The following is a 19234-nucleotide window of genomic DNA, read 5'->3' on the forward strand; positions in this document are numbered from 1 at the left end:
GGAAAAAGCAATTTACATGTTAATCAGGGTTTATTCAAAAAAAGGTATAAAAGGATATTATAACGATCTTACTTTAAAAGTTAACTGGCGTGGTGAATTTGATTTAGATGGGTTGCCTATTAATGTCAATGAAATGGGTGTAAAATTGTATAATCCTACAACCATTGCTCAATTTGGTTTAGGAAACTATGATTTATATTTATTAACAAATAGTCATGTTTTTTATAAGCAATTTATTAATTCTGTCAACTGGATGGTTAAAGATCAACATCAATGTGGTGGATGGGATGTTTTTGAAAGATTGGGTAGTAAAAGAACATATAAATATTCTGCGATGACGCAGGGGGAGGGAGCATCATTATTAATTAGAGCTTTTAAAGAAACAAATAACGAAGAATATTTAGCCAAAGCTAAAAAGGCCATAGATTTGATGCTTTTGCCTGTTGAAAAAGGTGGAACATCAAGATATGGTAATGATAAATTGTTTTTGGAAGAAACGGTAGAATCAAAACCTGTATTGATATTAAATGGCTGGATTTTTGCTATTTTTGGATTGTTTGATATAACAAAAATAATATCTGATTTAAAATATAAATATGCTCTTGAGAAAACATTAGACACATTAAAAGGTGAATTAAAAAAATACGATTCTGGTTATTGGAGTTATTATGATCAACGTGGCCACCTAGCAAGTCCTTTTTATCATAATTTGCATATTGCATTACTTGATGCTTTATACGATTTATTTAATATTGAAGAATTTAAAATTGTAAGAGATACGTGGGATTCTTATTTAAAAAGTAGTTATAATAAAGGAAGAGCTTTTATTATAAAAGCATATCAAAAGATTAAAGACCCAGGTGAAATAATTATTGTAAAATAATAGGTGATTATATGAAAATAGCATATATAACTGCCCAGACCCCTTATGGGAATGGTGAGCAATTCATTCTGCCGGAGATTTTAGAAGTTATAAATAAGGGGAATGATGTAATAGTCATACCAGTAAGGCCCGAAAACAAAATAGCGAAAGGTAGAGAGCCTGAAAAGGTTTCTGAATACACAATATATATACCTCTATTAAGTTTTTATTTACTACTAAAAAGTATCTTTATTTTTTTTATATATCCTTTTAGGATATGTAAAATAATTTATTCTATATTGCGGAATTCAGGAAACATAGGAAAAATTATTAAAAATCTAGTTGTCTTGCCAAAAGGTTTAATAGCAGGTGAAGTTATAAAAAAACACAATATCGAACATATTCATGCTCACTGGGCATCGACTCCTTCTACAGTAGCATACATAGCTTCTAAATTAACTGGGATTTCGTGGAGTTTTACATGCCACAGATGGGATATTGCAGAAAATAATATGCTTAAAGAAAAAGCAAGAAGTGCAAGGTTTATAAGAGTTATTAACAAAAAAGGATATGCGGAAATTTTAAGAATAATAAGTGAAAAATATAAACATAAATGCAATATTATTCATGTGGGAATTAATAGTAAAATGATACAAAAACATAACAAGTTTATATATCAAAATTTTGTAATAGCTACTCCTGCAAATTTAATAGAGGTAAAAGGTCATAAATTTTTAATATATGCTATTAAAAAGTTGATAGAACGCAATTATAATGTAACTTGTTATTTCTTTGGGGATGGTCCGCTAGAAAATGAGCTAAAAGCATTGATTAATAAATTAGAACTAAAAGACAATATTATTTTTAAAGGCAAAATTGGTCATGATGAACTGCTGGAGCTTTACGCTAAAGGTGAAATCGATTGTGTAGTACTTCCAAGCATCGTTACAGATGATGGAGAAAAAGAAGGTATACCGGTCTCTTTGATGGAAGCAATGGCTAATAAAATTCCTGTTATCTCTACCAATACAGGCGGGATTCCCGAATTGTTAGGAGATGGAGCCGGAATTTTGGTAGAACAAAAAGATCCAGATGCTTTAGCCGAAGCCATAGAAAGATTAATAAATGACGGAGAACTTCGGCGAGAACTGCAAGAGAAGGGGTATAAAAAAGTATACAAAGAATTTTATTTACCAAATGTGGTAGACAGGCTCCTTTATTTAATGAAAGGTTGATAATATGAAGATTGCAACAATAGTCGGTGCACGGCCGCAGTTTATAAAGGCTGCTGCTGTTTCGAGGGTGCTTAGAAAATATCATAATGAAATATTGATTCATACCGGCCAGCATTATGATAAAAATATGTCGGATATTTTTTTTGATGAATTGGATATACCCAGGCCGGATTACAACTTGAATGTTGGTTCGGGGACGCATGGGAAACAGACGGGAGAAATGCTTATTAAAATTGAAGAAGTATTGGTACAAGAAAAGCCTGATGCGGTTATAGTTTACGGGGATACCAATTCCACTCTGGCGGGTGCCCTTGCGGCAAGTAAATTACTTATATCTGTTATACATGTTGAAGCGGGTTTAAGAAGCTATAACAGGAATATGCCTGAAGAACAAAATAGGGTCTTAACAGATCATATATCTTCCATTTTATTTTGTCCGACACAAAATGCCGTTGAAAATCTTCTGAGAGAAGGAATAACGAATAATGTCTTCAATGTTGGCGATGTAATGTATGATGCAATTTTATTCAATCTAGATATTGCCGAACAAAAATCTGATATATTATCTAAATTACAATTGAAGAAAAATGAATATATTTTGGCTACTGTTCATAGAGCGGAAAATACAGATACATACGAAAATTTATATAATATAATTCATTCATTTAATGACTCTCAAGAATTAATCGTTTTTCCCGTTCATCCTCGTACTAGAAAGGCTATCCAGGATTATGGAATAAAACTTTTAAGTAATGTTAAAGTAATTGACCCTGTGGGATATCTTGATATGCTAATTTTAGAAAAGTATGCTAATAAGATTGTGACTGATAGTGGAGGAATTCAAAAAGAAGCTTATATATTAGGCGTACCGTGCATTACATTGCGACATGAGACAGAGTGGGTAGAAACTGTAAAAGATAAATGGAATATACTGGTTGGCACTGATAAAGAAAAAATAATTGAGGCTATCAAATATTTCCGGCCATCAAATAAGAGAAAGAACTATTTTGGGGAAGGAAAAGCTGGCGAAAAGATAGTAGATGCCATAAACCATATTTTAAAATAGAATGAGTGATAGAATGGCTGCAAAGAAAATCTGGATATTTAATCATTATGCAATAACGCCTGACATGTCGGGCGGCACAAGACATTATGATCTAGCAAAAGAATTAGTTAAATATGGATATGATGTAACAATCTTTGCTTCAGGGTTTGACCATATGACAAAGCGATATGTGAGAATTATTCCTGAAGATAAATTCAGGGTTGAAAATTATAATGGAGTACAATTTGTGTGGGTAAAAACAACTCCATATTATGGAAATGACTTAAATAGAATTAAGAATATGTTTTCATATGCTCTTAATGTAATAAGAATTGCACGCAAGTTTGAGAAACCCGATATTATCATTGGTTCGTCTATGCATCCCTTTGCAGTAATTGCTGCCTGGTGGCTTTCAAAAAAATTTGGCTCAAGGTTCTTTTTTGAGGTAAGAGATTTGTGGCCCCAAACGGCTGTTGACATGAATGCTTTAAAACCTTCATCGCCTATTGTACGTTTATTGTATGTATGGGAAAAATTTATGTATAAAAAAGCTGAAAAAATAATTACCCTGCTGCCCAATGCTGCTGATTATATAACAAAGAAAGGTATCTCGAAAGATAAGATAGTATGGATTCCCAATGGAGTAGATTTATCAAGATACGAAGACCTGAATAATGAAAATATGGACATGGAAATATTGAAAATATTCGATGAATACAAGGATAAATTTAAAGTAGTGTATACGGGCGCCCATGGCCCCGCCAATGGGTTGGATATGGTTATAGATGCAGCAAAGTTAATGGAAGAGAAAGATGATAGTATTCAATTTTTATTAATCGGAGATGGACCAGAAAAACAAAATTTGATAGATAAGGCGAAAACATTTTCACTTTCAAATATATGTTTTTTGGACCCAGTTCCTAAGTTATATATGCCACATGTTTTAAAAAAAGCAGATTTATTACTGCATTGTCTAAAACCGATGGATGTTTTTAAACATGGAATAAGCCCGAATAAAATGTTTGATTATCTGGCAAGCGGAAAACCTATTATTATGTCAGTTAATGCTTCAAATAATATAGTAGATGAGGCAAGAGCAGGTATTTCAGTAAAATCCGGTGATCCGGAAGAACTTGTCAATGGGATATTGAAGCTTAAGAATATGTCTGAAGATGAAAGAAGGGCGATGGGTCTAAATGGATATGAATACGTAAAAAAATATTTCAGCACAGCTGTGTTAGCTCAAAAAATGATAAAAGAATTGAATTTGTAAAATAATTCCTGTGTTCAAATAATGCTTAAAATATAGAGTGAAGATAAAAACCCAGCAGCTTTCCTGCTGGTAAAAAATAATTTTTTCATCAACCTTTTGGTGGATAAGGATCGTTCCCATAAGAGTTCCTTTCTCTTATTTGACCATTAGGCCTGTGGATAATCAGTTCAGATTGCTGATTTATAGCAATGCTTCTTGCTGCTTGTATTGCCTCTTCTTGGGTTCTGTGAATTGATGTTACTTTTTGGTTACCGACTCCACGCACGGCCCAGGCTCCACCATGGGGAACGACATGTTGATTTTTACCCATTATATCCCTCCTTTCTCAATATATTGTATTTATAACATATTATAACACAATATGTTGTTTAAAACAAGCGTTATAAATTCGGAAAAGGATCTATGTTGTTTCTGCATAAAGATTATAGAATTTAACAATATTTCTGTAGGTGCTGTATGAAAATGAATAAGTTTGGTGCTTTTTAGGAAGGCTGGCGAGGTAACAGGGGACAGGGCCGGTACTTTATACGGCCTATGGTTTTCATTTTTACAAGGGGGCCTCTTTAAAAAACTGGCTTATTTATTACATCTGGAGAAAGTGTGGCCCGGTTGACGGATGGACTGATAACCATGAATGAAGAGGATTATAGAGTGGCAAAATTTCTGCCTTTGAGAAATAAAAATGGCATATATAAAGTCCATGGGGTAGGAGTGGATTTAAAAAGATATTTCAATGAAGATGAGGTTGTAATAAAATAAAGTAAGGAATGACGTGGGCCTGAAAGATGAAGATATCTGCATTTTGACGGTAGCGGAGCTGATACCGAACAAAAATCGTATTCAACTAATTGAGGCAATGAAAAAAATAACAGGAAATCATAATATTTTCTGCTTTTTTGCAGGGGATAGATCACTTGAAGAAGAATTAAAAAAACATGTAAAAGACAATAAACTGGATTATAAAATAAGTTTTTTGGGTTTTCGAACAGCATCGTTAATGTCATTGCGTGAAGGCCTACCCAGATGTATTATGGAATACGAATTTGTAAACAGGTTGAAATAGACAATAAAAGTGATTTGAAGTTTTATAAAGAGGAGTATATTCTAGGAGAGGAAAGGTATGAAAATAAAAAAAGTATATATTAAAAACTTCCGTTCTATAAAAGAACTAAGCTTTACTTTTCCTGAGAAGGGGATTTTGGTGTTAGTTGGTCCAAATAATGCGGGGAAATCCAATATTTTGAGGGCGATAAATGCTCTATTGGGAGATACTTGGTTTTCGAATGATAAACTGGAAATATATGATTATTATTGTAGAAATAAAGATAACAAAATCGAAATAAGAATTGAATTTGATAATGGTAGAAAAGTTTGTTTTGATATGAATAATAATTTTCCACGATATTTGGACCCATTTGGAAATATTATTAATAAATATAATGGAAATGTTAAAGAAGATTTTCCATGTACTTATCTTGATGCAAGTAGAAATTTATCAAAAGAGATGGAATTCAGAAATTGGACTCTCATGGGAAGAATATCAAAAAGTTTTAGCAATACAATAGATAAGGAAAAAGAAAAATTATTAAAGGAGAAATTTAATGATGTAATGGCTATTTTTGATCAAATAGAAAACTTTGTTAACTTTAAAAAAGATTTTATTAAATTTTTTAATGAGATGCAGGTCAACTCATCCTATACATTAAAAGTTGATTTTAAACCATTTTCCCCTTCAAATTATTTTAAGACTATTAATATACTCGCTTCTGATCCTAACTTGTCTGATAAATTTGATATAGAATTAGAAGAATTTGGAGAAGGAGCGAGAAATATTGTTCTATTAGCACTTTTAAGAAGTTATGCAAAAAATTTTCGTAATGATGCTGAGGGTATTATCGCCATTGAAGAACCTGAAATATTTATGCATCCTCAGGCAAGAAGGCACTTATATAACATTTTTTGGGAAATAGTGAAAAACTCTAATATGCAAATTATATTAACTACTCATTCCTCAACTTTTGTAAGAACTGAGGATTTTGATACCATCGGCAAAGTTTATAAAGTCTATGACGAGAATAAAAAACTTAATACAAAACTTAAGTTAGTCACCAAAGATGACCTTGTTGACTTTTGTATTAAAACTGGTGTACCAAAAGAAAAAACTGGCGACAACATTTTCGAATTTTATAGGACAACCTCAAATTACAAGTTAAATGAAGGATTCTTTGCTAGGTTTTTAATTCTGGTTGAAGGCGAAACAGAGGAGCTCGCTCTTCCTGTCTATCTAAAAAAAGCAGGTGTTGATTGTGACCTTCTTGGAATATCCATTATTGCTGTAAACGGAAAGAATCAAATGCCGAAATATTGGAGACTTTTCTATAAATTTGACATACCAATATTAGTTATTTTTGACAACGATAATTCAGAAGATAAAGAAAGCAGTAATAAAAATATAGCTGAATGCTTTCATTGTTCGATAGAAGATATTTTAAAAGATGTTAACATTTATAAAATAATAGAGGCAACTGATAATCCTATTGAACCTACTTTCAGACAGAAATTAGTAATATTAGAAAAAAATTTTGAAACTGCGCTTAGAAAAGACTGGTTGCGACGATTCGGTTCCGATGAAAAAATAGATGAATATGAAAAAGAAGCAAAAGATTTTATAAAACCTTTAAAAAATCAAAACAAAGGCCAGATTGCCAGGTTTATAGCTGAAAAAATTGTTGAGAATTATTCTTTTATTCCAGAATTTGTTAAAGAGATTAAAGATATTGTGCTTCAAGTTTTAGATGAATGATGGAGGCAATCTAGCAGCTACTTATATAAGGTTTTCTCTCACGTTTAGCTACAAAGGTGAAGGGTTGTCGACACTTTAAAAGGCTTGACGCTTGTTCCTTGTATTTTTTTAGGGGGGAATCAAAATGGGGCATGAAAGAATAGGTTTTTTACCGCGAACACAGCCCTGGGTTGACATTATTAAGCAACTTACTGATTTTGATTGCTCAGATGATACAGTTGTAAAAATTTCCAATAATACGCTTGCGAATATTAAAAAGAAATATGAACAAATGTCCTCTGATGAATCTGTTATTAAAGCAATTCGCTTTTTGATAATCCTATCTCTTTCTGCAAATCAACAAGATCAAAGGGAATATCTTGCAAAAAACGGACTCATCGTTGATGAAAGATTTTCCTTATTCTCTCTTATAAGATGTGCAAAGGATTATATAGTCACAGATACCGGCTCACTTGAGATCAATAAAATGGTTGTTGATGCTGTTTTATATGTTCTTTCTTCTTATGAAAGAAAAAAAGGCAACAACCAACTTTCACTCTTTAATAATCCAAATGAAACACCATGGAAAAATATAGGAACAGGTGCAGCTTTCTGTGAATTGGCAAGACTTTTCTTTGCAGAATTTACAAATCGACATCTGAGATATTATTTAGAAAGAGAAGCCGCTCAAGCTATTGATGATTATGATTCAATAGAAATATTTTCACAAAAGCTAACAAAGCAAAGTGAGGCTTTGTCTACACATGCTTTTGAGATTTCAAAGATTATGCAATCTTTTGCTGCAGGATGGTTTAATAAATATAGTCGTAGTGATATTCCTACTAATGAAGAAATAATCAGATTTCTAAATATCACGTTCGGCAAAATAAGAGCCGAGTTACGGAGGGAGGCTGAAGCTCTATGAGTCAGTCTCCAAATATAATTATTTGTAGCAATGTTCATCCAAGTAAAATAAATCCAAACGGAAAAGTTATTAGGTTATCATATTTTGATAATGAAAAAGAAAAAGGAAACGTACGTATTGCACTTAGCCGTTTTATTAAAAATCCGGATGAATTACCTGAAAGGATCTTGGATTTATTAGAAATTGCTTCATATGTTTTTTCAGCCGATAGAGCTGTGGATAGAGGAGAGCGTGATAGTCTCTATAATGAAAGCTGGGCTCGAATCTTCGAGTTTCATATTCCAGTCAGGGACCTAGCTTTTTGGGAACAAGATAGGGTTAAGACTGCTTTATCTAATGCTTTAATTTTTATGTCTGGAGATAGAAAATATAATTTTTATTTTTACCAAATGGATCAAGAAAATCAACCAAATGAAAGTAATTATACCCAGCTATCTTTATTTACCAAAGATTTTTTGCCTATTTCTGATGCTTCTAATACTGAGATTATATTATTTTCTGGTGGCCTGGATTCTTTAGCAGGAGCGCTAGATTTTTTGCATACCTATCCAGAAAAAAAGTTATGTCTAGTAAGTCATCAAGCTAATAAAAAAGTAACTCATACGCAAGATGTTTTGGTTGAGTTATTAAAGAAAAAATTTCCTAATAGAATTAATCATTATAAATATGAATGTCATTTACGAAAATTTTCAAGCCTGGAAGAAACTCAAAGAACGAGGATGTTTCTATATGCTTCAATCGCTTTTTCTATTTGTAATTACTATGATAAGCACAGTTTTAATGTTTATGAAAATGGCATTACAAGTATCAATTTACCGAAACAAGGCGATATCATGAATGCAAGGGCTAGTCGGACAACTCATCCAAAGACAATAGGCTTAATGCAAGCTTTTCTTCAATGTTTTGATAATACATTTACAATAAAAAATCCATTTATAATGAAAACAAAAAAGGATGTAGTTAATATTTTTAAGGAAACGCATGAATTAAATATGATTGAAAATGCTGTATCCTGTAGTTCAACACGAAATAAACCAGGTGGCGCCTCACATTGTGGTTATTGTTCACAATGTATTGATAGAAGGTTTGCAATGTTTTCTGCTGAGCTAGAGGCATATGATGAAGGTGTATATGCGGAAGATTTTATAAACCATATTCCTGATTCTGAGACAAAGCAAAGATTGTATGGTACTCTTCGCCTGGCCTGTATGGAAGGTATTAGAAATCAAGCAGATTTTCGGGAAAAGTTCTTAAATGAGCTCGATGATTTAATTGACTATATACCGGGAGACAACCCTGATGATAAGTTGTCAGACGTTTATGATCTTTTCTGTAGATATGGAGACTCTATTCTCTATGCTGCAAAGCGTATGCAAATGAAGTATGAAGATTTGTCAAGTCAAATCCCTAAAGATTCTCTTCTTGAAATGCTTGCAAGTCGTGCATATAAAAAAACACCCATAGAGCATAAGGTTATAGAGATTGATAACATATTGAAAAAAACAATACCCATATTATTTAAAAGAGAAGAACCCAAAAGTGAGAATGATCTAAATGATAAAGTTCAGGCTATCCTGATAAGCGAAAGTACTAAATTCGAGCGTGAATATCCGCCAATAAGATTTGGAATTACCACATATAATCCCGATCATTCACAACATGATTTGCTGATTGAAACTAAGTTTATTCGCAAAAATACAACACCTTCCGTTGCAACCAGTGGTATCGCTGAAGATATGACAAAAGTACCAAAAGCATACGGTTTATTATTTATTGTATATGACCCTGAAAGGCAAATAGATGATGATGATACCTTTATTAGAGATTTTGAAAATAGACGCGAGCGGTGTTATGTAAGAATATATCGCTAGGCTAATTAAAAATAAGGGGAATCTGGGTGGGAATAAGCTTCTAAGAAAGATAAAAGAATTGGATTTTTAAAATAAATTTATTGCAATGTTTCTTGCTGCTTGTATTGCTTCTTCTTGGGTTCTGTGAATTAATGTTACTCTTTGATTTTCCTCTCCACGCACAGCCCAGAATCCATCGTGTGGAACGACATGTTGATTTTTACCCATTATATCCCTCCTTTCTCAATATATAGTATTCATAGTAGCATTATAATACAATATGTTGGCAAAAACAAGCGTTTTAATTATTAATCCACAAATCCTTATGTATTTGCTTGAAGATTATAGAATTTAACAAATATTTCTGTCGTTGTTATTATGGAAGCTATGGCGGCTGGGAAGCCGGTGATTGCAACGGACGTGAGGGGAAACAGGGATTTAATTCAAGATGGCGTAAACGGTATATTGGTGCCGGTAAATGATGTTGATGGTACCGCAAGGGCTATTGTACGGTTAAGCCATGATGGAGAGCTAAGACGAAAAATGGGTCAGGAAGGCATGAGAATAATAAAAGATTTTTCGCTGTAAAATGTTTTGAAAGAGATGGATGAAATATATAAATCCTATTTGTATAAAGAAGTGATAAGATGAAGAATTCTTTAAAACGAATATTGCTGAAGACATGGCCGAAATTTGCAGTCGCTCTTGTCGGCGTTTTAATATATTTATTTGCAATCAGATTATCAAAAGATTTTAAGGGTTTGCTTGTGAATATTGCTGCCAGCCTTATTTCTATCCCCATCATTTTTATAGCGTATGATTTATGGAATGAAAAAATCCATAGGGCCTTGAATGAGAATGTATACAGGTATGCCGAAAATGAAATAAGCCAGGTGATGCTTGAGATAAGAAGATATATGGAAATGTTTTTAAAAGGATTCTGTGTGTATTTTGATGATGACGATATTGTAATTGATGATAGTGATCCCAATAATTACATTTTAAAAATGAAGGATACATCGAAAATATTATATGATGAAGACGGAGACCCGTATCAGTTAAAGTATCAGTTAGAGGATTATGATGAGGATGAAGATGATAGATTCGATATATATGGTCTAGAAAAGGACACAGTCGTACCGGTTATTGAAGAAGTTCAATATTTAGGATATCAGATTGTTGATATCGATTTAGAAGATATTGTTGAAAGTTTAAATGAATTACTGAAGAATTCCTTTATTATGGAGAGAATGGATGATGAAGAGGTCTCGGTAATAATTCATTTGTTAGAGGCTTCTAAGATGTTACAAACCTTTGTGGAAAGCCATAGAGATGACTTGTTTTTGCGTACTGATTTGAAGGTTAAAGGATTTGTATGTAAAGTATCTGAGCCAAAAGAATCTCCGATAGGCACAGTGAAGCTGTATTCTTTATCAGTCTATGAACAATTACTTGATGAAAAAATTCTGCCGAATGTTAAAGAAAGTGAATTATTATCGGTGTATGTTGTTAACCCGGATTATTATATTATTTTCGGTGATTTAATAACTGAAATACTTGAATGCATACGTGATTGGCGGAAAACCAGAGCCGGTGCAGTTGTTACAGATTACGAATCCGGTCGTATTGGGTATTTGTAAATATTGCGCACTTATTGGTTCCCATGTGGATGGAAGAATGCCAGGTGGTAGATCTGGCATGTATACAAACCAAATTTGGAAGGGAGTTTTGTGAAGGGTTAATTAATTCAATCTCATGGCATGGCTTTTATGATGAAAGAGGAGAAAACCACATGCGAAGAAGATATGAAGAAGAATATAGAAAATTTAGAAGACCAATAAAATCAATTGATACCGGACAACAAAAATAATATAATAAAAACGGGAGAATGAAACATGAACGACTGGCACAGCGATTTTTACGCCGCAATAAAAGAACTGTTCAAAGATGAAAACCTAAAAATAATACAGGAAGAATACCTATCAAAACAACCCTTGCGCATAGACGTAATCATCATAAAAAACCTGGGCAGCCATCAGATAAAAAAACAGATCGGAAAGATATTCAAAAAATACAACATCATAGAATATAAATCCCCCACAGATTACATATCCATCGATGACTACTTTAAAGGATTAAGCTACACATACCTGTACAAATCCACAATGAATGCTGAAGGAAAAACCAAAAAAGAAACAAACGACATAAACATTGAAGAAATGACCCTCAGCTTTGTATGCAACAAATTTCCGGAAAAACTCATATCATACCTGAAAAAACACGACAAAAAAATAGAAAAACCCGTAGACGGCATATATTATATAAAAGGCGAATGGACTCCTGTACAGATAATAGTCCAGAGCGAAATAAGAAATGTCGAAGAAAACTTTGCACTCATACTGCTGAGCGACAATGAATATTTTCAGGAAGCACTGAAAAAATACTTTCAAACCATACGAAATGAAAAAAATCTATCAGAGAAAAAGAGACTCCTGGAAGCAGCCTTCAGGAAAAACATAATAAAGGCAGTGGAGGTGTATAAAATGTATGAAGACATGGTAAATGAAGAAGTTCAGGAGTATGTGATAAAGACTCTGAAGCAGACAAAACTTAAAATTTATACCGAAAAGGAATTAAAAGAGAGAGAAGAAAAGTGTATAAAAGAAGGTATGGAAAAAGGAATAGAAAAAGGTTTAGAAGAGAAAACCAGAGAACTGGCCATAAAGCTGCTTAAAAAGAAGCTTCAAAATATTCCCGATGATGTTATAGAAACCATCAGCAAATTTAAAGACACCCAGAAAATCGAAAAAATGGTGGAGGATATTTTTAATATAAATCATGTAGATGATGTTAGAAAATATTTGAATTAAAAACTGATGACGCTGCCAATGTTGCCAGGGGGACGCCGGGTATCAAGGGGTGTAAAGGTTCTCTATGGTAGACGAGATTGGCATAATTTACTTTAAAGAATGAGGTATCAAGGGGACGGGATTGTTGATATTTTTAAGAGGTTACCTATTTATTAGCCTTATTCATGTAAGGCAATATTTTTTTCAAAAAAGGCTGGGATGGATGTGCAGGTTTGGAGAATTTAAGGTTATGGTGTGACATATCCTGCCAGTGAATGGGCATGAAGACGGCAGACCTTTTTAAATCATAAATGTAGTAGAGTTTTGATTATATTGATGTGGCTTTCAACCCTAAGGGGGGATAGAGAATTGGCAAAATATATATTAAAAAGAATATTTGATTTTTCTGCAGCATTGATTGGTCTATTTTTATTATCTCCGTTGATGCTTGTAATTGCTGTTTTAATATGGCTTACAATGGGGCCGCCGATAATTTTTAAACAAGCGAGGCCGGGATTGAATGGAAAGCTGTTTACCATGTATAAATTCAGGACCATGACGGATGTGAAAGATGAACGTGGGAATTTACTCCCCGATGAGAAGCGTTTAACCCCTCTGGGGAATTTTTTAAGACATTACAGTCTGGATGAACTTCCCGAATTATGGAACGTTATTAAAGGAGATATGAGCTTGGTAGGGCCGAGACCTCTTTTACCGGAGTACTTGCCCCTATATACGCCCGAACAGGCCCGCCGCCATGAAGTAAAACCCGGCATTACCGGCTGGGCGCAAATTAATGGCCGGAACGCCATAACATGGGAAGAGAAATTCAAACTTGATGTATGGTATGTGGATAATTGGAATCTGTGGTTGGATTTAAAAATTTTGTGGCTCACCATTGTTAAAGTGCTACATAGAGAAGGGATTTCTGCGAAAGGTTATGCTACTATGCCGAAATTTAGGGGAAGTGGAATACATGATTTTAAAGGATGATGGAATAGCGATAGTGGGAGCAGGTGGACACGCTAAAGTTGTAATATCTGCTATCGTAGAAGCCGGTATGCCGGTGAATGCTGTTTTTGATGATGATGAAAAAAAGTGGGGTAAGGAAATTTTAGGAATCCCTGTAATAGGCCCTTTGGAGTTGATAGGGCAAAAGAAAATCAAAAAAGCCGTGATAGCCATAGGAGATAATTCTGCAAGAAAAAATATTGCGGAACGACTGAATGCGTACTGTGAATGGATAACCGTGATACACCCCCATTCATATGTTCACCCCAGCGTAAAATTAGGTGAAGGCACTGTGGTTTTTGCCGGAGCTGTAATCCAACCAGAAACAGAAATAGGCAGGCATGCTATTGTAAATACGGGGGCTACAGTTGATCATGATTGTAAAATTGGAGACTATGTCCATATTGCGCCGGGGGTGCATATGGCAGGGAATGTGTCTATAGGAGAAGGGACTTTTCTTGGAATAGGGAGTTCGGTTATTAATAATGTTACTATAGGCAGTTGGGTTATAGTTGGAGCGGGAGGGGTAGTCATAAAAGATATACCGTCATATTCTAAAGTGGCAGGTGTACCGGTAAAATCATTAAAAATTACAAATAGTTAATTATTTCAGGAAGTGGGATATGTGAAAAACATTTTTCGAAAGATATTAATTATCATTTTAGATATCTGCATAATCAATATTTCGTTGTTCTACTCTTATGTTCTTAGATTTGACAATAAAATACCGCCACAATACGCCACACAGTTTCGAGAAACTTTTGTGATGGTCACCCTCATAACAATAACGAGTTTTTTCATCTTTAATTTATACGACCGTATCTGGCGATATGCCAGTATTAACGAATTGATTTCGATAGTGATGGCTACGTCTTTTGGAACCCTTGCTGTTCTGGGTTACACCTTTATGATAGGAAATACATATCCAAGAAGTATTTACATATTATACTGGCTGCTATTAACTGTTTTGACCGGCGGTATTCGATTTATTTTCAGGACTTATAACAGCCTGGCTCCGGGATTTAGAAAGATAGAAGGATATAAAAACGTTCTTGTTATCGGGGCCGGGGAAGCCGGGTCCATGGTGATAGGAGAGTTTATCAGGCATCCGGAACTCAAAATGAAACCCGTGGCCATCATAGACGATGATAGAAACAAGCATGGCTTAAGGATTCATGGGATAAGAGTTGAAGGTGGCCGCAAGCAAATTCCGGAGGTTGTTTTGAAAAAAAACATCCATGAAATTGTTATAGCCATGCCGTCTATTGACCGGCGGGAGATAAAAGAGATTATTAATATTTGCAGAAATACCGGGTGCAAATTAAAGATTTTACCGGGCGTGTATGAACTTCTTGATGGCAAGGTTAGCGTAAAAAGACTGAGGGATGTGAAAATAGAAGACCTGCTGGGCAGAGAACCGGTAAAGGTAAACCTTGAGGAGATTTCGGGCTATATAAAGGATAAAGTGGTGCTGGTAACCGGCGGAGGAGGTTCTATAGGATCGGAGCTTTGCAGGCAAATAGCCGGTTTTGGGCCGAGAGAGCTTTTGATTTTCGATATAAACGAGAACAATGTGTATGACCTGGAGTTTGATTTAAAAACTCTGTTTCCGAATCTAAAATATACTGCGTTAATTGGCAGCATCAGAGATAGGGGGAGATTGGAATACATATGTGAAAAATACAGACCGCAGGTTGTTTTTCATGCGGCGGCCCATAAACATGTACCGCTGATGGAGCTAAATGCTACAGAGGCTATTAAGAACAATGTCTTCGGAACCCTAAATGTGGCGGAAGTTTCAGATAAATATAATGTGGAAAGATTTATTTTAATTTCTACGGATAAGGCCGTCAACCCCACCAACATCATGGGGGCTTCCAAGCGGATCGCGGAAATAGTCATTCAAATGATGTCCATGAAAAGTGAGACTATTTTTGCGGCGGTGAGATTCGGCAATGTCCTTGGAAGTCGGGGAAGTGTTGTCCCGCTCTTTAAACGACAGATAGAAGAGGGAGGGCCCGTTACGGTAACCCATCCCGATGTAACCAGGTATTTTATGACCATTCCAGAAGCTGTACAACTGGTTATTCAGGCCGGGGCCCTGGCCAGAGGTGGAGAAATTTTTGTTCTGGATATGGGGGAGCCCGTAAAGATAGTCGATCTTGCGCGGGATATGATCCGCCTGTCAGGACTCGAGCCAGATGTTGACATAAAAATAGAGTTTATCGGATTGAGGCCCGGCGAAAAACTTTTTGAAGAGATACTGTTAAATGAAGAAGGCGTTACCGCAACGAAATATAAAAAGATATTTATAGCTAAGCCAACTTTTACAGATGTAAGTACCTTTGAAAGAGAAATTAAAAACCTGAATGAAGTATTGTTCGGTTCCGGCGGTGATCTGGAAAGTGTCATAAAAAAGCTGGTTCCCACATACGTAAAAAGTGAAAAAAAGATAAAATCTAATGCATGATAGAGATGCGCATGGGAGGCTGTGCTGATGAAAATTCCACTTGCAAGACCCGATATATCGGAAAGGGAGATAGATGCGGTAGCGGAAGTTTTAAGGAGCGGCATTTTGAGCATTGGGCCCAAAATAGAAGAATTTGAAAAAGAATTTGCAAGTTACATAGGAGTCAAACACGCTATCGGAGTAAACAGCGGTACCAGCGGTCTTCATCTTCTTATTAAGTCTTTTAATATAGCCGAAGGAGATGAGGTCATAACTACTCCGTTTAGCTTTATTGCATCATCCAACTGCATTTTGTTTGAAAGAGCAAGGCCTGTTTTTGTAGATATAGACCCGCTGACATTAAATATGGACATAGGTCAGATAGAATCGAAAGTAACGGAGAAGACAAGAGCAATTCTGGCCGTGGACGCTTTTGGACAGCCTGTGGATATCATGGCATTGCGAAAAATCGCCCAAAAATACGGATTGAAGTTGATAGAAGATTCCTGCGAAGCCGTGGGTTCCGAATACGACGGCATAAAAGCGGGAAGCATGGCGGATGGGTCGGTGTTCGCCTTTTATCCGAACAAACAGATGACCACCGCCGAAGGCGGGATGATTGTTACCAATGACGATGAAGTGGCGAATTTGTGCAGGAGTTATAGAAGCCAGGGCAGGGCTGTGACGGGACTGTGGCTGGAGCATGAGAGGCTGGGTTACAATTACAGGATGAGCGAACTTCATGCCGCCCTGGGGCTTGTCCAGCTGGAAAGGCTCGATGAGTTTATACGAAAGCGGGCTGTGGTGGCGGAAAAATACAATCAGAAGTTCAAAGACGTTGAAGGGGTAAGGGTGCCTTATATAGATAAAAAGGTCACCAGAATGAGCTGGTTTGTATATGTGATACAGCTCGATCATCACATAGACAGGAATAGAGTCATGAAGCATTTACTGGACAGCGGCATCGGCTGCCGGCCTTATTTTACTCCCATCCACCTGCAGCCTTTTTACAGAGAAATGTTCGGCTACAAACCCGGCGATTTCCCAGTGACGGAGCGTGTCGCCTCCTCCACAATCTCCCTCCCCTTTCACAACAACCTCTCCGATGAAGAAATAAACTACGTGGTGGAAAAAGTGAGGGAAGGGATAGAGAAATTCGGGGGGTGAGGAAATAATTTTATGCGTATAAGTCAGTCAAGGGACCTATTCTTTTTGCCGAGAGAGTTTTGAACGAATTGGAAAAAAACCTGTCCCTAGGGCGGACCTGGCAGAGGGATGATTTATTTCATAAAAAGCCGTTTTTTTTTTGATAGATTTTGTTGAAAGCTACAGATACGATCTTCTTAAAGCTAAGTATCACATAGATCGCAAATTTTAAGGTGATCTGGATAAGGGGTTCAATGCCTTACTAATGCTCTGAATAGTCCCTTTAAAGATGAATCTTATGCAGTAAAGGCATCCGTATATAATCAATATGGCCGCATAAGATTTGCGCAAAGGAATTATTATGATGCATGTTACTTTTATAGAAAAAGTGCCGATTTGGCCAAAAAATCCTTGAATAAGAAATTAATACATATTGCATATTCAAATCTTATTCATTCATATTTTTTAAATGGAGAAAAACAAAATGGGCTTAACTGTTTGAAAGAATATGAAAACTTGATAGATAATGAAAATCTAAACGAACGTTCCGAAGAAGACCGCATAGCATAAACCTTACGCCAAGCCTTAGAATCCCTGGGAGTTCTGGTAAAAAGCCTTAAATCATCCTGAGGCTTAGTATAAACCGTACGCCCATAGAAAGAATCAGAACAAGGGCAATCACAAAAAATACTTTTTCTCAAACGTCTACTGCCAGCTTTCAAAGGACAGCGCCACTTCAAACGACTGCGCCTTTTTTTAAAACCACAAAAACACATAGCATAACCTTTGGGGCAAATAGGAATACCATACTCATTAACGTTGATCGAAGGCAAATCCTTAAAATTGCCCTTGCCCTTAGAATTAAGATCAATAAAAGGCTCAATACCCCAAAACTCACAAAGCCCCAAGAAGCCTCAGGATCCGAAAAACGACGCTTACAATCACAAACCTTAACACCATGTGGGCTGGATCCCGTCCTCAAAGAAGAACCATCACCCGACAAAACAAGGTTCAAAGGATCCGGGATCAGGCCCATATGGACAGAAACATCCACAAAACAGCGGGCAAAAATCTCCTGAATTAACCTTTCAGCCCGCAGGGGGAAAGGCACTCTACCATCCATAAACCTTTTACACAACTTACCTACAACCCCCGGATGTTTAACAGGCTGCTTAGAACCTGCTTTGAGCTTCTTTTTAGGCTTTTTAATAGGAGACCTTAACTTAAACCTTCTTTCAATCCTGGTCTTCCTATCCTCAAGCCAGAGCCTATCAAAAAAATCATAAAACGTCCCCACACCGGGCGTATTATGAGGCTCAAAGCCGGACAAAACAGCCAAAATATCATCCGAGCGAAGAACTTCAACCCACTTAGTAACACTATGATACCCAAGATCCAACATCAACACCAAAGACCTTAAAATACACACAGGATCATACAAAACAGGCCGGCCCATAGAAGAAGAAAAACATTTGTACAACAAAGGAACAGCAGGGTCCAGATTCAAAAACCAACCCTTTGACAAAGACCTGGAGAAAGACCTAAGCCTATCTTGCTCCAGAGCCCATAACAGAGGAATCCTCTGCCGTAAAAACAGTTGAAACTCCAGATGAGAAGAACATTTGATAAGCATAAAAATATCACCCTCATATATTAGAAGTAATGGTAAAAAATACCATCCACTTCAATTATGGGGGCGATCCGAAAAAGTCAAGTATGATTACAAGCGGATATTCATGAATAACACATATATATTCATAAAATCTCTTGAAATCAATAATTATCAGCTATTTTGGCAACGGAGAAT

At 35.7% G+C, this 19234-nt stretch carries 18 protein-coding genes and 1 pseudogene; 16 read left to right on the forward strand and 3 right to left on the reverse strand.

All coding sequences use genetic code 11. The features are described from left to right. Nucleotides 1–16: 16 nt before the first annotated feature. From ACKX14_RS05780 to ACKX14_RS05795, 4 genes are read left to right on the forward strand one after another with little or no spacing between them, the layout of a single operon-like run. Complete coding sequence (locus ACKX14_RS05780) at nucleotides 17–883, forward strand: D-glucuronyl C5-epimerase family protein (protein WP_422445570.1); 867 nt, start codon at nucleotides 17–19, stop codon at nucleotides 881–883. A gap of 11 nt (nucleotides 884–894) precedes the next feature. Continuing rightward, the gene (locus ACKX14_RS05785) at nucleotides 895–2097 is read left to right on the forward strand and encodes a glycosyltransferase family 4 protein (RefSeq protein ID WP_422445572.1); all 1203 of its coding nucleotides are present in this window, start codon (nucleotides 895–897) and stop codon (nucleotides 2095–2097) included. A gap of 4 nt (nucleotides 2098–2101) precedes the next feature. Next, complete coding sequence (wecB, locus tag ACKX14_RS05790) at nucleotides 2102–3163, forward strand: non-hydrolyzing UDP-N-acetylglucosamine 2-epimerase (protein WP_422445574.1); 1062 nt, start codon at nucleotides 2102–2104, stop codon at nucleotides 3161–3163. 13 nt (nucleotides 3164–3176) lie between these two features. Then, nucleotides 3177–4415 (forward strand): glycosyltransferase family 4 protein, encoded by a 1239-nt coding sequence (locus ACKX14_RS05795; RefSeq protein ID WP_422445576.1) that lies wholly within the window; start codon nucleotides 3177–3179, stop codon nucleotides 4413–4415. An 88-nt stretch (nucleotides 4416–4503) separates the two neighbouring features. Here the strand turns inward: ACKX14_RS05795 and ACKX14_RS05800 are convergent, their stop codons facing one another. Further along, nucleotides 4504–4725, reverse strand: a complete 222-nt coding sequence (locus tag ACKX14_RS05800) for a DUF2188 domain-containing protein (RefSeq protein ID WP_422445578.1) — start codon at nucleotides 4723–4725, stop codon at nucleotides 4504–4506. A gap of 462 nt (nucleotides 4726–5187) precedes the next feature. On the opposite strand from ACKX14_RS05800, the gene ACKX14_RS05805 reads away from it, so the two are divergent. The 4 genes from ACKX14_RS05805 to ACKX14_RS05820 all read left to right on the forward strand — a co-directional run bounded on the left by ACKX14_RS05805 (nucleotide 5188) and on the right by ACKX14_RS05820 (nucleotide 9993). Next, nucleotides 5188–5478: a glycosyltransferase gene (locus tag ACKX14_RS05805; RefSeq protein WP_422445580.1), complete on the forward strand. Its 291-nt coding sequence runs from the start codon at nucleotides 5188–5190 to the stop codon at nucleotides 5476–5478. A 57-nt stretch (nucleotides 5479–5535) separates the two neighbouring features. Continuing rightward, a complete protein-coding gene (locus ACKX14_RS05810) occupies nucleotides 5536–7218 on the forward strand; it encodes an ATP-dependent nuclease (RefSeq protein WP_422445582.1) in 1683 nt (560 codons plus the stop codon). A gap of 124 nt (nucleotides 7219–7342) precedes the next feature. Beyond that, nucleotides 7343–8122 carry a hypothetical protein gene (locus ACKX14_RS05815; protein ID WP_422445584.1) on the forward strand — a complete coding sequence of 260 codons (780 nt, stop codon included), beginning with the start codon at nucleotides 7343–7345 and terminating at the stop codon, nucleotides 8120–8122. After that, nucleotides 8119–9993, forward strand: coding sequence for a PD-(D/E)XK nuclease domain-containing protein (locus ACKX14_RS05820; RefSeq protein WP_422445586.1), 1875 nt, complete (start codon nucleotides 8119–8121; stop codon nucleotides 9991–9993). The genes ACKX14_RS05815 and ACKX14_RS05820 overlap by 4 nt, the downstream gene beginning before the upstream one ends. Nucleotides 9994–10068: 75 nt before the next feature. On the opposite strand, the pseudogene ACKX14_RS05825 reads toward ACKX14_RS05820, so the two are convergent. Next, nucleotides 10069–10200, reverse strand: a pseudogene (locus ACKX14_RS05825) (DUF2188 domain-containing protein); the annotation flags it as partial. A gap of 150 nt (nucleotides 10201–10350) precedes the next feature. Between ACKX14_RS05825 and ACKX14_RS05830 the strand changes: the two are divergent. The 8 genes from ACKX14_RS05830 (at nucleotide 10351) to ACKX14_RS05865 (ending at nucleotide 17448) form a co-directional block, all read left to right on the forward strand. Beyond that, nucleotides 10351–10560, forward strand: coding sequence for a glycosyltransferase (locus ACKX14_RS05830; protein ID WP_422445588.1), 210 nt, complete (start codon nucleotides 10351–10353; stop codon nucleotides 10558–10560). A gap of 59 nt (nucleotides 10561–10619) precedes the next feature. Continuing rightward, entirely contained in the window at nucleotides 10620–11612 is a 993-nt protein-coding gene (locus ACKX14_RS05835; protein ID WP_422445590.1) for a hypothetical protein, read from the forward strand. A 44-nt stretch (nucleotides 11613–11656) separates the two neighbouring features. Continuing rightward, nucleotides 11657–11842 (forward strand): hypothetical protein, encoded by a 186-nt coding sequence (locus ACKX14_RS05840; protein ID WP_422445592.1) that lies wholly within the window; start codon nucleotides 11657–11659, stop codon nucleotides 11840–11842. Between the two features lie 25 nt (nucleotides 11843–11867). Then, nucleotides 11868–12842: a DUF4351 domain-containing protein gene (locus ACKX14_RS05845; protein ID WP_422445594.1), complete on the forward strand. Its 975-nt coding sequence runs from the start codon at nucleotides 11868–11870 to the stop codon at nucleotides 12840–12842. Nucleotides 12843–13190: 348 nt separating this feature from the next. After that, a complete protein-coding gene (locus ACKX14_RS05850; RefSeq protein WP_422445596.1) occupies nucleotides 13191–13814 on the forward strand; it encodes a sugar transferase in 624 nt (207 codons plus the stop codon). Continuing rightward, nucleotides 13798–14436, forward strand: a complete 639-nt coding sequence (locus ACKX14_RS05855) for an acetyltransferase (RefSeq protein WP_422445598.1) — start codon at nucleotides 13798–13800, stop codon at nucleotides 14434–14436. The genes ACKX14_RS05850 and ACKX14_RS05855 overlap by 17 nt, the downstream gene beginning before the upstream one ends. A 21-nt stretch (nucleotides 14437–14457) precedes the next feature. Next, complete coding sequence (locus ACKX14_RS05860; RefSeq protein WP_422445600.1) at nucleotides 14458–16302, forward strand: polysaccharide biosynthesis protein; 1845 nt, start codon at nucleotides 14458–14460, stop codon at nucleotides 16300–16302. A gap of 27 nt (nucleotides 16303–16329) precedes the next feature. Next, nucleotides 16330–17448: a DegT/DnrJ/EryC1/StrS family aminotransferase gene (locus ACKX14_RS05865; protein ID WP_422445602.1), complete on the forward strand. Its 1119-nt coding sequence runs from the start codon at nucleotides 16330–16332 to the stop codon at nucleotides 17446–17448. A 715-nt stretch (nucleotides 17449–18163) separates the two neighbouring features. On the opposite strand, the gene ACKX14_RS05870 is transcribed toward ACKX14_RS05865, so the two are convergent. After that, nucleotides 18164–18826 carry a hypothetical protein gene (locus ACKX14_RS05870; RefSeq protein WP_422445604.1) on the reverse strand — a complete coding sequence of 221 codons (663 nt, stop codon included), beginning with the start codon at nucleotides 18824–18826 and terminating at the stop codon, nucleotides 18164–18166. Between the last annotated feature and the right edge of the window lie 408 nt (nucleotides 18827–19234).

Origin of the sequence: Thermorhabdus hydrogeniformans (genome assembly GCF_049310025.1) — a bacterium.
GTDB lineage: Bacteria > Bacillota > Thermosediminibacteria > Thermosediminibacterales > Tepidanaerobacteraceae > JBJYKD01.

Coding starts and splice junctions, on each gene's coding strand:
- ACKX14_RS05810 (WP_422445582.1), top strand. CDS start 5,536: ATGAAAATAAAAAAAGTATATATTAAAAACTTCCGTTCTATAAAAGAA.
- ACKX14_RS05865 (WP_422445602.1), top strand. CDS start 16,330: ATGAAAATTCCACTTGCAAGACCCGATATATCGGAAAGGGAGATAGAT.
- ACKX14_RS05855 (WP_422445598.1), top strand. CDS start 13,798: ATGATTTTAAAGGATGATGGAATAGCGATAGTGGGAGCAGGTGGACAC.
- wecB (WP_422445574.1), top strand. CDS start 2,102: ATGAAGATTGCAACAATAGTCGGTGCACGGCCGCAGTTTATAAAGGCT.
- ACKX14_RS05845 (WP_422445594.1), top strand. CDS start 11,868: ATGAACGACTGGCACAGCGATTTTTACGCCGCAATAAAAGAACTGTTC.
- ACKX14_RS05795 (WP_422445576.1), top strand. CDS start 3,177: ATGGCTGCAAAGAAAATCTGGATATTTAATCATTATGCAATAACGCCT.
- ACKX14_RS05820 (WP_422445586.1), top strand. CDS start 8,119: ATGAGTCAGTCTCCAAATATAATTATTTGTAGCAATGTTCATCCAAGT.
- ACKX14_RS05815 (WP_422445584.1), top strand. CDS start 7,343: ATGGGGCATGAAAGAATAGGTTTTTTACCGCGAACACAGCCCTGGGTT.
- ACKX14_RS05780 (WP_422445570.1), top strand. CDS start 17: ATGTTAATCAGGGTTTATTCAAAAAAAGGTATAAAAGGATATTATAAC.
- ACKX14_RS05800 (WP_422445578.1), bottom strand. CDS start 4,725: ATGGGTAAAAATCAACATGTCGTTCCCCATGGTGGAGCCTGGGCCGTG.
- ACKX14_RS05835 (WP_422445590.1), top strand. CDS start 10,620: ATGAAGAATTCTTTAAAACGAATATTGCTGAAGACATGGCCGAAATTT.
- ACKX14_RS05785 (WP_422445572.1), top strand. CDS start 895: ATGAAAATAGCATATATAACTGCCCAGACCCCTTATGGGAATGGTGAG.
- ACKX14_RS05830 (WP_422445588.1), top strand. CDS start 10,351: ATGGAAGCTATGGCGGCTGGGAAGCCGGTGATTGCAACGGACGTGAGG.